This window comes from Pseudoalteromonas sp. MT33b, from assembly GCF_014117385.1.
GTDB classification, from domain to species: Bacteria; Pseudomonadota; Gammaproteobacteria; order Enterobacterales; family Alteromonadaceae; genus Pseudoalteromonas; species Pseudoalteromonas lipolytica.
In genome coordinates, this window is record NZ_CP059831.1 from 3,237,218 (window position 1) to 3,253,515 (window position 16,298).

Sequence of the window (16,298 nt, forward strand, 5' to 3'; positions counted from 1 at the left end):
TATAAAAATTCTGTATTAATGCTCTAGAGCTCTAAACTTTTCGCGTAAATGGTTACGAATACCAATCGCGGTGATATTCAGGGCGATAATTACTGAAACCAGTAAGAATGCCGTGGCATATACCAGCGGACGCGCCGCTTCTACGTTCGGGCTTTGGAAACCAACATCATAAATGTGGAAACCTAAGTGCATAAATTTTCTATCTAAATGTACGTATGGGAAGTTGCCGTCTAGTGGCAATGTAGGCGCCATTTTAACCACACCCACTAACATAAGTGGCGCAACCTCGCCCGCGGCACGTGCAACCGCTAAAATTAATCCAGTCATAATCGCTGGGCTGGCCATTGGAATAATAATACGCCATAAGGTTTCAGCTTTTGTCGCACCCAGTGCTAATGAACCGTGGCGAACAGTACTTGGAATACGTGATAAACCTTCTTCTGTTGAAACGATAACCACAGGTAAGGTTAAAATCGCAAGGGTCAATGCCGACCATATCACACCTGGCGTACCAAAAACGGGGCTTGGCGATGATTCAGGGTAAAATAATTGGTCAATACTGCCACCCAACATGTAAACGAAGAAACCCAGACCAAATACACCGTAAACAATAGACGGTACACCCGCAAGGTTGATAACGGCGATGCGAATCATCTTCGTGACAGCATTTTTGGCTGCATATTCGTGCAAGTAAATTGCCGCAACCACACCAAATGGCGTCACAATAACGGCCATCAGTAATACCATGAACACGGTACCGAAAATCGCAGGGAATACACCCCCTTCGGTGTTTGCTTCGCGCGGATCGTCTGACACAAACTTACCTAGCTGTACAAAGTAATGACCTAACTTAGCAAAGAACCCCATGTCATTTGGGAACCACACATCAAGCACTTGATAAAGTGGTAATGTAACAACCTCACCGCGCATATCTTTTACGGTTACTTGGTCACGCTTTGCTTCTTTGCGTAGCGCAAAAAGTTGTTTTTCAAGTACCGAGTATTCTTCACGTAGCTCAGCACGGGCAGCTGCCAGCTCTGCAACACGTTCATCGGTAAGTTCATTATCAAGCTGATACGCTTTTTCTTTTAAACGTAAGCGCTCAAGTTCATAGTTAATGTGACCAATGTCACCATTTTGCAAATCAAGTGCTTGGTCATTTAACTCAACAGCACGCTCAACAAGATCATAGAGTACGTCTATTTTGTTCTCTGTGATAACTTCGCCGTCTTTAATAACTTGGTCAACATAGCCGTAAAAATTACCATTTTTACTGCGCTCAAATACGGCAAGTTCAGCCGGCGCTGTGCGTGATTTGATATCGGTTTCTAATACCCAACGGAAATCTAAATCAACGTATTCACGGTTACCGGTTTTAATTAATAAACGTTCTAACTGCTCTTTGTCGTAATGAGATAAATCAACGCCTGTTGCCTCAATACGTGACTTTGCAACGAGCTCACGATCATAAACTTCACCAATCACAGTTTGTTTTGCAACTGAGCCTTGTAACTCAAGTTGAATAACTTCTGATGGCCAGAAAAAGCTTAAACCTTTCCAAGCAATCATGGCTAACAAACCAAGAACTGAGATTAAACTGATGCTCACCGCACCACCGGTCATCCAAATCCAAGGAGAACCAGACTTAAACCACTGCTTTACCATGTCGTGTCTCTCCACCTACATTGAACTGTATTTATCACGCAGTTGCTGACGAACAAACTCAGCCACTGTGTTGAAAATAAATGTGAATATGAATAGTACAAACGCTGCTAAGAATAGAATGCGATAATGCGAGCTCCCTACTTCTGACTCTGGCATTTCAACCGCGATATTCGCTGCAAGTGTTCGCATACCTTGGAAAATACTCCAGTCCATAATAGGCGTGTTACCTGTTGCCATAAGTACAATCATTGTTTCACCCACTGCACGGCCAAGACCCATCATCACTGCTGAGAAAATACCTGGGCTTGCAGTAAGAAGAACCACACGTACCAGTGTTTGCCATTGTGTTGCACCGAGTGCCAGTGAACCATTCGATAAATGTTTAGGAACACTGAACACCGCATCTTCTGCAATCGAGAAAATAGTGGGGATAACCGCAAAGCCCATCGCAATACCGACAACGAGCGAGTTACGTTGGTCGAATGTCATGCCTAATTCATTGGTGAGGTACTGACGAACATTACCATCGAATACCCATGATTCAATTGTGCCACTCATCGCAAATGACAACCAACCAATAAACAGCACAACCGGAATCAATAAGATTGAGTGCGAACCTTCAGGCACACGGTGACGAATAGAAGCTGGCAGCTTATTCCAACCAAATGCAGTCAGTAAGATACCAATCGGTAGTAACAGCAGTAAGCCCACAATCGCTGGTAAATGCTCTTCAATTAACGGCGCTAACCAAAGACCGGCTAAGAAACCCAAAATAACGGTCGGTAACGCTTCCATGATTTCAACGGTTGGCTTTACGACTTTACGCAGCTCACTCGACATGAAGTATGCGGTGTAGATAGCCGCAGATAAGGCAATTGGTACCGCAAATAACATCGCGTATAGTGCGGCTTTAATGGTACCGAATGAAATTGGCACTAACGAAAATTTAGACTCAAAATCATCACTCGCTGAAGTTGACTGCCAAATGTATGCAGGTTCAGGGTAACCTTCGTACCAAACCTCTTGCCATAATGCAGACCACGTTACTTCTGGGTGCTCATTATGGATTTCAATCACTTTCAATGCATCATCAGCAAGAATAAGTGCAGCATTTGAACGCGGCGCAATTGCGAAATTATCAATTGGGCCGTCACTGACTTTACCTTGCCACAGCTTTGCTTCACTGGTGGTGTAGTAAATGCCTAGTTCGCCATTGGCACCCGCAGTAAAGAAAGTGCGGCGATAGAATTCAGTGAAAATACTTAACTTTGATTGTTTGCTGGTTTCAAACGCGCGAATTTTTTGAAACTCACGGCCTTCGTCGGTATTCACCTCAAACCACTGCGAAACTTCGCCATTATCATTGGCAAGCATCAATGAGTTTGCACCAGCAAGTAATTGCGTAGAAACAAGGTTTGCGTTTTCTTCGTTTGCAGCAAGTACTTGAATAAGCTCTACCTCAGACGGATAGCGCGTATCGTAAACATAAATTTGGTTAGCTGAGCGAATAAAGGTGCGCGTCGTATCTGGCGACATTAATAACTCATCAACACGGCCATCAATATCAAGCTCTGTGCGCTCAACGCTCCATTCAACTTCGCCAGTGAACATGTTCTCTTCAGCTAAAAAGCTGCTGAATAAAACACGTTTATCCGCAGTTAACGCAACCACCGCGGTTTTATCTTCGTAATGGCTAAATGCAAACTTCTTAATGGCAGCGCCTTGCTCATCAACTTCTAATGCCACTTTACCCAGAGGGTAATCTAAACGAGGCGTTAATTGACGCTCATTGTTAGGGAATGTGACCAAAAACTTCGGCACCACAACCATAACAGACCCGTTTTCAAGGCCATAAGCGTATTGCCCTTGAAAAGGAGCAGAGCTTGCAAAACTGCTTACATCACTGGGGAGTTCAGTGTTAAGAGTGGTGATTTTTTTACCGAAGTGTTGTTTTTCAACATTGTAAAAATCAACCGTGCCTTTTTCGCCTAGTAAAAAGGCAACTTCGGTTTGTTCTTCAATACCGAGCCCAACAATTTCTGACGCATTTTGTAGTTTGACACTGTTACGTGTCTCTACTTTTGCTGATTCAAAAATAGGTTGAACAACATAAAGAAGGTAAAAGAAAATTAGTAACAGCGCGACAAGCACCATTACACCACCTGCGGAAATACCCCACTTGGCAAACCGATCTTTAAATAGACGGCTTCTATCCGTATGAAAGGTCGGTTTATTCGGATTGGAAGTCATCAAAACACCCTTAAATCTTAACGTTGGGCGCATTATATTTCACCAAGATGACAGTATTGTTACAAACGTCATATTTCAGTGTAATAAAACAGGTATTTTAGATACGGGGTTTATCCCTAAAACATGACCAAAATACTACCAAAAACAATACTCTAAGAATGCCAAAGGAATTAAGCTAACAATTTGTTATCGCTAATTTTTTATTACTCTATGGAAAAAATTGGACAAACGTTAAATCAGCATTAATACTCAATGTGACTTATTTTTTTCAATAATAAGAATCATCTTAACCCAACGCCTCCTTCCTTTTTTGCATTTTTCAGAGGCTTTTTATAGAGAATTAAATATGAAGCAGTTAGTAATTACTATTTTAGGTCCCGATAAACCGGGCCTCGTCGAAGACATTTCAGCCACGATTTTAAGCCATCATGGCAATTGGTTAACCAGTAACTTAAGTCATTTAGCGGGCCATTTTGCGGGCATTATTGAAGCCGCAGTTCCTGAAGAACACTTGCAAGAATTGCAAGATGCGCTGCACAGCTTACCGCATTTAGAGGTAAGGATTGAGCGCGGCACTGATACCTTACCTGACGTGCCTTCTGAAGAAATTAATTTTCTGATCACCGGTAACGATAGACCAGGCATCGTGCAAGAGCTTGCCAGTGTCATTCGCCACAAAGGCGCTAACATTACGCATCTCAATTCAAAACAACAGAGTGCGCCAAATTGGGGAGTGCCTATTTTTAGCGCGGTGGCCACCGTTGCGCTACCAGTGGGGATGAACAAAGACGAAGTCATCAGTGCGCTTGAATCGATTACCACCGATCTTATTGTTGATATAGAAGATGCTTAATCAACGACTATAAGGGCACAAATAACCCTTGATACCTAACGACGTGTCACATTAGTGACACGTATGTCACATAACCGTCATCTGCATCCTCTATATTCTAACTAGCCAGAAACGTTGGAAAAACAGATGAACGCAAGTCACTCCTCTTCACACGCCGTCACTTACTTTGCCAAAGAGCTTAGTTGGCTGTCTTTTAATGAGCGCGTACTGCAAGAAGCAAAAGACAAGTCGAACCCAATCATCGAACGAATGCGCTTTTTAGGGATTTATTCAAACAACATGGACGAATTTTTCCGTGTGCGTGTCGCCGATGTTAAGCGTCGTATTCTACTTAACAAACTGCCTGACGCGAATTTTGAAGAAGACGAAATACTGTTACAGCAAATACAAAAAAAAGTACTGCAACTGGGTAAGAAATTTAATCAAATTCATAAGGATATTTTAGCCGACTTAAATGAGCACAATATTCATGTTGAATTACCCGAAAAGTTAAGCGAATTTCATTTAAACTGGCTAGAAAAATTCTTTCACGACAGTGTATTGCAACATATTTTACCTATTTTGATCACTGAGAAAAAAGACTACTCCGATCAAATTAACGACACAATGACCTACTTTTTTGTCGAAATGAGTACGCAAAAAAGCCATTACGCAATGCTTGAAGTCCCTACCGACCGAGTGCCGCGTTTTATTATTTTGCCGCCAGAGAAAACTCGTCGCCATAAAACCATTGTGATGCTGGATGACATCATCGCTTATTTTATTCGCGATGTGTTTAGCAGCTTTTTTAGCTTTGATGATATTCAGTGCTATGCAATTAAATTAACCCGTGATGCTGAGTACAATCTAGATGATGAACTTGAAGAAGGGTTGCTCGATAAAATGTCGAAGGGGCTAAAACAGCGGATTTATGCCGAGCCTGTACGCCTTGTTTATGATGAAAGCATGCCCGATGACATGCTCAGTGTCATGAAAAAACGCCTCAATATAAGCCAGCATGATGCGCTTATTCCTGCAGGACGCTATCGCAATTTTAGAGACTTTATCGCCTTTCCGAATGTGGGTCGCCAATACTTAGAAAATAAACCATTGGCGGCGTTAAAAAGTGCTGCATTTAATCAGTTTTCAAGTGTGTTTGACGCGATTTCAGCACACGATATTTTACTCTACTACCCCTATCACACCTTTAATCATTTATTAGAGTTTGTTCGCCAAGCTGCGTTTGACCCTGATGTTACGCAAATTAAAGTAAATATATATCGCGTTGCGAGCCAATCGCGCTTAGTGTCAACGCTAATTAATGCTGCAAAAAATGGCAAGCATGTCACAGTTATGGTTGAGTTAAAGGCGCGCTTTGACGAGCAAAATAATATTGAGTGGGCGAAAACGCTGAGTAATGCTGGGGTTAAAGTTATTTTTGGTATTCCCGCATTAAAAGTGCACAGTAAATTGTGCGTTATTCACCGTAAAGAAAAAAACACCGTCGTGAAGTATGCTCACATTGGGACGGGTAATTTCCATGAAAAAACCGCAAAAATTTATACCGACTTTAGCTTATTCACCAAACACGAGGGGATCACAGAAGAATGTGACAGCGTGTTCAAATTTATTGAAAGTAGCTACCGACCTTTTCATTTTGAACATTTAATGATTTCGCCTGTCAATGCGCGCGAAACGATTATGGCGCTCATTGATGATGAAATCGCCCTCGTAGAGCATGGAAAACAGGGGCGTATTACCTTAAAAGTGAATAATTTAGTTGATAAGCAGCTTGTCGATCACCTTTATTTTGCTGCAAGACGCGGTGTTAAAATACGTATTATCGTTCGCGGTATGTGCTCATTAGTCCCTACAACCACCAGTGCACATGACAATATTCGTATCATAAGCATTGTTGACCGATTTTTAGAACATCCCAGAGTGATGGTATTCCATAACAATGGTGATGAAAAAGTCTATATTTCCTCTGCCGATTGGATGACCCGAAATTTAGACCATCGTGTCGAAGTGGCCGTTCCTATTTTTGATTCAAAACTTAAGCAACTCATTATTGATATTCTTGAGCTACAGTTTAAAGACCGAACTAAAGCACGTTTGATCGACAGTGAGCAGAAAAATCACTATGTTCGCCGAGGTAATCGCAAGAAAATTCGCTCGCAAATTGCCATCTACGATCACTTAAAGAAATGGGAAAGTAACTATAATAATGAATGATTATCCTTCAATTGCTGCAGTAGATTTAGGCTCAAACAGTTTTCATTTAGTGGTCGCAAGAGAAGTCGATGGCTCTTTGCAAATACTCCATAAAGAAAAGCAGCGGGTTTATTTAGCAGATGGCTTAGATGATAAAAATCATTTGAGCCAAGCGGCAATCGAACGCGCTTTAGCTATTCTTAAGCAGTTTGCAGCCACATTACAGGACTTTCCACTTGAGAACGTTAAAGTTGCCGCCACGTATACACTAAGACGTGCCAAAAACATTCACTCGTTTTTAACCCAAGCCAGTGACGTTTTTCCATACCCGATTGAGGTCATTTCAGGACAAGAAGAAGCGCGCTTGATATACCAAGGCGTCGCACATTACATTCATCATGATAATAATCGCTTAGTCATTGATATCGGCGGTGGAAGCACCGAATTAATTATCGGTAAACACTTTAAGCATCGCTTACTTTCAAGCCGAAACATGGGGTGTGTCAGCTATACAAAGCAGTTTTTTGCTGATGGACAAATTAATGCCAAACGCTTCGCGAAAGCACAAATACGCGCAGAGCAAGAGCTTGAAGTTATCTTTGCGAACTACATCAACACAGGTTGGCAGTCTGTCGTGGGGACATCGGGTACAATAAAATCAATTTTGGCAATGATTAATGCAAATGACGCAGAGCAAGAGCTGATTACTATTGAAAGACTGCATGAGCTTAAAACGCAATTTATTGCCGCTAAACAGATTCAAAATTTACACATTGAAGGTTTAACACCTGAGCGACAAGAGAGTATTTGTGGTGGGCTCGCGATTTTAATTGCACTCTTTACGCTTTTCGACATCGATGCGATGCAATACAGTGACTTTTCACTGCGTGAAGGGCTCTTGCATGAAATGCAGCAAAAACTCGCACACAAAGATATTCGCACCAATACCATTCATAATTTAAGCGATCGCAATACCATCGACAAAGAACACGCAAACCGCGTATCTAGCACCGCTGAATGGTTATTTGAACACGTTAAAACACCTTGGCAGCTCAGCCATCCCGATTTTTTAAATTTACTTAATTGGGCGGCACAGTTACATGAAATAGGGCTGGGCATAAACTCATCTGGTTTACATAAACACAGTGCTTATATTGTGGCAAATAGTCAGCTTCCGGGCTTTACACAGCAACAGCAAACGCTACTCAGCTGTATGATCCGCTTTTACCGTAAAAAGATTCGTTTAGACCAATTTCCCACTTTACACACAGTGCAACACCATCAAATTTTACAGCTGATCGTGATTTTGCGTCTTGCCGTGCTTTTAAATCAAAAACGCACACCAGATCAAGGCGTGTCGTTAACGGTAACGGCCAAGCAAAATAGCATGTTCTTAAAATTCAACGACACGTGGCTGAAGGAACATACTTTGCTTTTGGCCGATTTACAGCAAGAACAAAAATACCTTAAAAAAGTCGGCTTTTTGCTCGATTTTCATTAATGATACCGCTCTGCTTAATTAGTGGTCTATTTTGAGGCAATAAAACCGCGTTGATAACAAGGCTAAAATGTCGTTATTTAGTTGTTCTCGGCCATTGCTCTTGCATTGCATTGCTCTGCATCCATGCAGTCGTAAATCAGACATTTTTAACGCAGGTAGCAACTGGTTTAATCACCCTAAATGATTAAGTATTATTGCGGATTAATGGTATTACATATCCCTATGACGATTAGCACTTTGCATCATTTGCTTTAAGCCTTGATGCTCAAGTTCGAGTAAGCGCTCAAGCTTTTCAATCGTGTCTTGGATTTCTGCTCGCGAAACAAGGTACTCGTATAAATCGATCACCTTTTTATGTTGAGTTGATAGGTAAACTTGAATGGCTGTTTCGTCTATTTGCTGATCAGTGCTGATGTCACTGAATGTGATCAGTTCAGGGTTGTCTGCAAAATATTCATAGCAGTAAGTATCAAGGGTGTTTATTTCGGTAATGGCTTTAAAGCCAACCAAATCTTCGGCGAGCTTTTTCTCATAGTTGAGATAATACTCCACCAGCATTTGATTATGTTCATCCAATAAGTCTTTTACACTATGGAAGTTGGCCGCCATTTGGGTGTGAAATAAAACGGTCCAATCATAAACCTGTTGTATTGTTTTAACTTGCATGTGCATTCCTTATTAAAGTCAATTTAATAAATAAATGCATAAATCAATCCAGATTAAAAACTCTTTTAAATCAATAAATAAACTGTGTTATGTGTAACCTGTACGCAAAAAAAGCGTACAAGTTACACACTGGCTGTAAAATTTATAGGTCTCGTTTACGCCAGATAAAATACAAAGCAGGTAGCACCAGTAAGGTCAGTACCACGGCACTGAACATCCCACCGACCATAGGCGCAGCAATTCGGCTCATTACCTCACTGCCGGTGCCAGTACCGTAAAGCACCGGTAACAAACCAATTATAATAGTGGCTACGGTCATCATCACAGGTCTAACCCTTAATCCTGCACCATTGATGATTGCTTGGCGAAGTTCAACGACACCAAAGTGCTCTGCTTGCTGTTTAGCCTCGAGATAAGCTTGGTTAAGATACACCAGCATGATCACCCCTATTTCTACGGCAACCCCTGCAAGCGCAATAAAACCAACCCCGACAGCAACAGAGAAGTTGAAACCTTCGATATACATCAGCCAAATACCACCAATCATCGCCAGAGGAAGTGTTAGCATGATCATCGCCACTTCAATAAAGCTTCTAAAGTTAAGGTATAACAGCACCACAATGATAGCGAGCGTTAGCGGTAGCACATAACTCAATTTAGCTTTAGCGCGCTCCATGTACTCGTATTGACCTGCCCACGTAATTGAGTAGCCAGCAGGCAACTCTAGCTGCTCATGCAGTGCCTTTTGGGCACGCTCAACATAGCTGCCGATATCACTGCCTTCAATATCAATTAAACTCCAGCCATTGATTCGCGCATTTTCGCTCTTTATCCCCGGAGGACCGTCTTCGATAAAGACATCAGCCACATCAGCCAGTGCAATTCGCTGCCCACTTGCAGTGACAATAGGCAGCAGCTTGAGCTCTTCTGGCGAATCACGGTAATCTTGTGGATAACGTAAATTAACCGGGTATCGCTCTTGTCCTTCAACCGTTTCGGTTACATTCATACCACCAATTGCAGTCGCCACAACCTGTTGTACATCAGCAATGTTAAGACCATAACGCGCAGCCTTGTCGCGATTGATATCCACTTTAATATAGCGCCCACCCGCTACTCGCTCTGAATACACAGACGCAGTACCCGGTAAGTCTTTTAATATCACTTCAATTTGCTCACCAATTTTCTGTATTTCACTCAGCTTAGGGCCCGCTACTTTAATACCCACTGGCGTTTTAATACCGGTGGCAAGCATATCGATACGCGTTTTAATCGGCATAACCCACGCATTCGTTAAGCCGGGGAACTTCACTAAGCTATCAAGCTCTTTTTTAAGCTTTTCGGTTGTCATTCCCTCACGCCATTGTGATTTAGGCTTAAGCTGAATAAAGGTTTCAATCATGGTGAGTGGCGCAGGATCAGTGGCTGTTTCAGCCCGCCCTACTTTACCAAAGACACTCTCGACTTCTGGCACACTGGCTATAAGTTTATCGGTCTGCTGTAAGAGTTCTCGGGCCTTACCGATTGAAATACCCGGATAGGTTGTGGGCATATACATTAAATCCCCCTCATCAAGCGGAGGGATAAACTCACTGCCAATCTTATTAACCGGATAAAAACCGACTACAGCCAAAATGATAGCCATCACTAGCGTGGTTTTTGGGGCTTTAAGAACCGCATTTAATAACGGCTTATAACTTGCCACAAGTAAACGGTTGACTGGGTTCTTTTGCTCAGAAATAACTTTTCCGCGAATAAAGTAACCCATTAACACCGGCACTAAGGTTATTGCTAAGCCAGCGGAGGCTGCCATGGCATAGGTCTTGGTGTAAGCAAGCGGAGAGAACATACGCCCTTCTTGTGCTTCAAGAATAAACACCGGCATAAAGCTGACAGTAATAATTAATAAACTAAAGAATAATGCAGGGCCCACTTCTGAAGCCGAGTCCATCACCACTTGCCAACGGTTTTCGTCAGTAAGTGGGGTTTTTTCCATGTGCTTGTGCATGTTTTCGATCATAACAATCGCGCCATCCGTCATCGCGCCAATCGCAATCGCAATTCCCCCAAGTGACATGATATTGGCATTAATACCTTGCCAATACATAACCACAAATGCGGTTAATATGCCCATTGGTAAAGTAATAATTGCCACAATTGATGACCGAATGTGAAACAAGAACACCACACACACCAAGGCTACAACGATCAATTCTTCAATCAGTTTTGAGGTCAAATTATCCAGCGCTTTGGTGATTAAGTTAGAGCGGTCATAGACAGGCACAATTTCAACGCCCTCGGGTAAGCCTTTTTTCAAAGAGTCTAGCTTTTCTTTAACCTGTTTAATTGTGGCTTGTGCATTTTCACCAAAGCGCATCACAACAACGCCCCCAGCCACTTCGCCTTCACCATTAAGCTCAGCAATACCGCGGCGCATTTGCGGCCCTAATTTTATATCGGCAACATCGCGAAGCTGCAGCGGTGTGCCGTTGGCATTAGTCCCCAACGGGATAGCCTCTAAGTCGGCCACACTTTTAATATAACCGGTGCTTGATACCATGTATTCCGCTTCGGCCATTTCAACAACAGAGGCACCTCGCTCTTGGTTACCTTGCTTAATTGCTGTTTGAATCAGGCTCAGGGGAATGCCATAAGCACGCAGTTTATCGGGGTCTACATTGACTTGGTATTGCTTAACCATGCCACCGACCGATGCAACTTCTGACACCCCTGGTACAGTTTGCAATTCAAACTTTAAAAACCAATCTTGTAAGCTACGTAGCTGACTAATATCGTGCTTTCCTGTTTTATCAACTAATGCATAAAGGTAAATCCAACCGACCCCTGTTGCATCGGGACCAAGCTCTGGTCTAGCCGACTCAGGTAAGCGAGCACTCACTTGACTTAAGTACTCTTGCACCCGACTGCGTGCCCAGTACAAATCGGTGTCTTCATTAAATATGACGTAAACATACGAATCGCCAAAAAATGAAAAGCCCCTGACCGTTTGTGCCCCTGGTACCGAGAGCATAGCGGTGGTAATTGGAAACGTTACTTGGTCTTGCACGACTTGTGGTGCTTGCCCCGGGTAGGATGTTTTAACGATGACCTGTATGTCAGATAAATCAGGTAGCGCATCAACTGGCGTATTCTTCAAAGAAAAAATACCAAAGCCTGCCAGCATGACGGACAGCAGTAATACAAAGAAACGATTACCGACTGACCAGCGAATGACTGCTGCAATCATTTCATCTCTCCTTGCATTGGATGGCTTAAGGTCATGATGTCAAAAATCATAAATTCACCCTCTACCAGCTTAAACGTGAAATGTACTTCGTCATTAGGCTGTAGGTGTGATAAATCGATACGCGGCGAAAAATGAAACTCCACGGTTGCCGCCTCACGGCCCCATTTTGGAATTGCTTCACGGCTGATCACCGCGGTTCTGGCTTTGCGATCAATACTGTTGATCACCCCATTGACCATGGCACTCTCGCTATCAGGCTCTTGCATACGCATAAAGTCAGAGCTTTTGCTTGATTCTGAGTCAATCAAGAATTGCGCTGATGTCACCACGTTATCGTCTTTTAGTAAGCCTGATAAAATTTCAATGTCGTGATTATCACTGCGCCCAATGGTCACAGCGACTGACTTAAAGCGCCCTTCACCTAAATCAACCACCACTCGGTCTTGGCTACCTGTGCGGATCACCGCCTCTTTCGCTATCACTATCTGTGGCTCTGTTGGCTTAGCCGTAATACTGACCTCAGCAAACATATTCGGTTTTAATAAGCCCTCATCATTCACAAACCTGAGGCGCACACGTAATGTACGGTTTTTCTCATCGAGGGTAGGATAAATATAATCAACCTTGCCGTGCCATTGACGGCCCGGTAAATAATCTAAGGTCATTGTTACAGGCAAACCTTTACTGATAAGCCCTGCTTGGCGCTCGAACACTTCAGCTTCAACCCATACTTCTTCAAGGTGAGCAATACTCATCATGGTTGTGCCGGGCTTCACATAAAAGCCTTCTCGAATGTTTAGCTCATCCAGTACACCACTTTGCTTGGCATAAAAGGTGATGTTTTGTCTGACCTTCTGACTTTGCTCTAAGCGCTCAATAAAATCACTCGATACATTTAATGAGGCCAAACGCGCTTTGGCAGCACGAATAAGCACACTATTATTGCGCTTTAGGGCAAGTAGTAACTCTTCTTGCGCATTCACCAACTGTGGAGAATACAAGGTATAGAGTGGTTCACCTTGCTTTACTTGATCACCCGCAGCTTTCACGAACAGCGTTTCAATCCAGCCTTCAACACGTGGATGAATATGCACTAATTGATCTTGGTCGTATTGCACGTAGCCCACAGTATCAACGGTAGTTTGCAGTGACTTAAAACGTACCGGTGCGGTTCTAACACCTAAATTGTTGACAACGGCAGGTGATATTCTAACTGTTCCGGGGCTGTCTTCGGCGCTGTTTTCTTCATATACAGGGACTAACTCCATGCCCATTGGCGACAATCCTGGCTCATCACGTCGGTAGTTGCTATCCATGGGAGCAACCCAATACAGAGGTTTCTTTTCTGCACTTGGCATAGCGGAATGATCAGCAGTAGAAAGCTGATTTACTACGGTTGCCAAAGCGGCACCCACTGCCAAAGCCACTCCTAATTTAACGGTATTATTCATGATGTGCTCCTTGGCTGTGTGCTGCATTAATTTGGCTGTCTTTTGCTGCTGCGTAATAATTTAAACGTGCCAGCGTAATTTGTGTGTCGATATCGATATTTAGGGCATCTATTTTTGCATTTAACTCACTGATACGAGCACGCATGACTTCTGAAAAGTCCCCATCATCATTGGTATATGCATTTAATGTGGCTTCGGCTTGCTCTGCCATTTGTGGTAAAAGCTGCTCGACATAAAGCGCTCGACGTTGGGCTAGGCGACTTAACTGGCTAAGCTCTTTAAAGTATTGACCTTTCAGTTTTTGTAACGTGATCAGCTTTGTGGTTTTAACTGCTTCAGCACTTGCAATAGCCGCATTAACTTGCTGATCTTGGCGGTTATCTGTAAATAATGGTAAATCAACACTGACCCCTATCGAGAATAAATCGGCGCGCGAACTTCCCATCGGCGTATCATCACGATAACCATAGCCAACATTCATACCAAACTGTGGCTTATAGGCTTCTTTTGCCACTTCGATTTGTGTGCTTTTTGCACGTAAGGCATACTCAATAGCCACAACAGCAGGATGCCCCATAAGCACTTCGGTCACGCCTGTTGGTTGCATATTTTGGTATGGCATTAAAGCCGCCACATCACCATTATCACTGCTGACAGGACCACTTAGCATGTCAATTGGCAACCACTGTGCTAAGCGCTTTTTCGCACTATCGAATTGCTGCTCAAGCATCACCAATTTATCTTCTAAGCGTGTAAGCTCTAACTGAGCACGAATGATATCTTGCTGGCGCGTAGTCCCTAAAGAATTTGCATAGCTTGCTTCTGTGATATCAATCAATTGGTTGAATAAGGCTTTATCTTGGTTAATTAATTGGATACTTTGCTGAGCTCGGTAGGCATTTAACCATGCTTCAGTAACAATAGCCTTTACTTGCGCTTGTCGGTCAGCACGTTGCCATGGGTATTGCTCGGCCGATTGCCTTAACGCTTGTTGCTGTAATGCCAAGCTATCACCGCGGCTAAACTGTTGTGATAAACCGACCTTAAATTGCGTCATGCCTTCTTGATCAAAGGCAAAACCATCCGTCGGTAAATTCATCAGCCCTACCGTCAGAACAGGGTCTGGCAAGGTGCCTGCGGCAATACTTTGCGCTTCAATTGCCTCTTGCTGATATTTGTTTGCTTGTAGCCAAGGCTCATGCGTCAGTGCGTATTCAACCACGCCATTCAGTGTCAATGGATTAGACTGAACCATACTGGAAGTCGTTACTAATACACCAAGGCAAAATGCCTTTAAAAATTTGCTGTGAGTCATCACATGCTCCACTAAAATTCTAGAAAGTTAAAAAACAATAGAGTTAGGGGCAGAATGGGTTGTAAAGCAGCGCTTAGCTGAATTTTTGACAGACCTATCCTGCTTAAGCAGTAATAGGTGGGCGATATAAAGAACTTATAGGATAGCTGCGTTGGCTAACATTAAACAAACGTACTTTTTCAGATTGTTTGTTAGCATTCATCACTGTGCTATTAAGAGGAAGGAGTGAATGCGCAGTACACGCATTAAATGGACACGCACAGTCTGCACTGTCCATGGTATCTTCATGACAACAGTCCATCTCAGACATGTCGTTATCATTGTCCATATCGGCATGATGATTCATAGCCATTGAAGCATGCGGCATGTCGCAGACCATTGACACAGACGCAACTGACTGACTCACAAATGTGAGCAGCATCATGGCTATTAACATATAGCTTGAAAGTCGCGTCATCAACATACCTTAAATATTAATCGTGTAAATTGTAGCCTGAAAATTACGCCAACTACAAGGGTTTCTCTATTTTTATACTGCTACTAGCGGCTATTGCAAATAAACAGTAGCCAGTAAAATACCAAAAACCCACCCCCAGCTCTGCGTGCATTTTTATCAACTCACCCATTTGACCATCGGCATTGCCTGCTAAATAAGCAACGATTAATGCAATGACAAACACATCAACCATACTCCATTTGCTGAGTTGCTGAATAAGTTGACCGAGTAACTGCTTAAATTTATTCACGGGAAGAAAACAATACAGTAACTGCATCAATAATTTTATTGTCGGGATAACAATCGAAAACACCGCAACGAGTACCGCTACTAAGTAGTTTTTATTGTTAGCAAGCTCGTTCACAGTGCCCCAAATACTGCGCGTTTTTTTGTACGCGTCTATTTCGCCTTCAAGCTTATCAAGACCTAACATACTGGAGGCCATCATCAATACGCTGCGCGTATTTCTATCACCTTCATCTGCTAACATTTCAATGCCTGTTTTAGCTAACTTAGATTTATCTATTTTACCTTCTAACGTGAGAACGGGCTGAGTAACCCCTGGGACAAGTAAAGCGAGGGCAAAAATAATCGTCACAATTGGAAATATTGAACGCATGGTATAAAAACCTTATCCACTAACAGTGCGAACATAATAACC

Annotated in this window: 11 protein-coding genes; 3 read left to right on the top strand and 8 right to left on the bottom strand. The window is 42.8% G+C overall.

What is annotated here, in order from left to right:
* Positions 1 to 15 precede the first annotated feature (15 nt).
* The gene (gene pstA / locus H3302_RS14595; RefSeq protein ID WP_036973315.1) at positions 16 to 1,665 is read right to left on the bottom strand and encodes a phosphate ABC transporter permease PstA; all 1,650 of its coding nucleotides are present in this window, start codon (positions 1,663 to 1,665) and stop codon (positions 16 to 18) included.
* Positions 1,666 to 1,680: 15 nt separating this feature from the next.
* Positions 1,681 to 3,915, bottom strand: coding sequence for an ABC transporter permease subunit (locus tag H3302_RS14600; protein ID WP_065979566.1), 2,235 nt, complete (start codon positions 3,913 to 3,915; stop codon positions 1,681 to 1,683).
* Positions 3,916 to 4,261: 346 nt separating this feature from the next.
* Between H3302_RS14600 and H3302_RS14605 the strand changes: the two genes are divergently transcribed.
* The 3 genes from H3302_RS14605 (at position 4,262) to ppx (ending at position 8,462) form a co-directional block, all read left to right on the top strand.
* Positions 4,262 to 4,768 (top strand): glycine cleavage system protein R, encoded by a 507-nt coding sequence (locus tag H3302_RS14605; RefSeq protein ID WP_182395721.1) that lies wholly within the window; start codon positions 4,262 to 4,264, stop codon positions 4,766 to 4,768.
* A 126-nt stretch (positions 4,769 to 4,894) separates the two neighbouring features.
* Positions 4,895 to 6,982, top strand: coding sequence for a polyphosphate kinase 1 (gene ppk1 / locus H3302_RS14610; protein ID WP_182395723.1), 2,088 nt, complete (start codon positions 4,895 to 4,897; stop codon positions 6,980 to 6,982).
* Complete coding sequence (ppx, locus tag H3302_RS14615; RefSeq protein WP_182395725.1) at positions 6,975 to 8,462, top strand: exopolyphosphatase; 1,488 nt, start codon at positions 6,975 to 6,977, stop codon at positions 8,460 to 8,462. The genes ppk1 and ppx overlap by 8 nt, the downstream gene beginning before the upstream one ends.
* 210 nt (positions 8,463 to 8,672) lie before the next feature.
* On the opposite strand, the gene H3302_RS14620 is transcribed toward ppx, so the two are convergent.
* From H3302_RS14620 to H3302_RS14645, 6 genes are all read right to left on the bottom strand, one after another.
* Complete coding sequence (locus tag H3302_RS14620; protein WP_182395728.1) at positions 8,673 to 9,128, bottom strand: hypothetical protein; 456 nt, start codon at positions 9,126 to 9,128, stop codon at positions 8,673 to 8,675.
* A gap of 142 nt (positions 9,129 to 9,270) precedes the next feature.
* Positions 9,271 to 12,375, bottom strand: coding sequence for an efflux RND transporter permease subunit (locus H3302_RS14625; protein ID WP_075594513.1), 3,105 nt, complete (start codon positions 12,373 to 12,375; stop codon positions 9,271 to 9,273).
* Complete coding sequence (locus H3302_RS14630) at positions 12,372 to 13,826, bottom strand: efflux RND transporter periplasmic adaptor subunit (RefSeq protein ID WP_036973321.1); 1,455 nt, start codon at positions 13,824 to 13,826, stop codon at positions 12,372 to 12,374. The genes H3302_RS14625 and H3302_RS14630 overlap by 4 nt, the downstream gene beginning before the upstream one ends.
* Positions 13,819 to 15,081, bottom strand: a complete 1,263-nt coding sequence (locus H3302_RS14635; protein ID WP_409076804.1) for a TolC family protein — start codon at positions 15,079 to 15,081, stop codon at positions 13,819 to 13,821. The genes H3302_RS14630 and H3302_RS14635 overlap by 8 nt, the downstream gene beginning before the upstream one ends.
* 163 nt (positions 15,082 to 15,244) lie before the next feature.
* Entirely contained in the window at positions 15,245 to 15,598 is a 354-nt protein-coding gene (locus H3302_RS14640; protein ID WP_182395733.1) for a hypothetical protein, read from the bottom strand.
* 52 nt (positions 15,599 to 15,650) lie between these two features.
* Positions 15,651 to 16,256, bottom strand: a complete 606-nt coding sequence (locus tag H3302_RS14645) for a paraquat-inducible protein A (protein ID WP_074989218.1) — start codon at positions 16,254 to 16,256, stop codon at positions 15,651 to 15,653.
* Positions 16,257 to 16,298 lie beyond the last annotated feature (42 nt).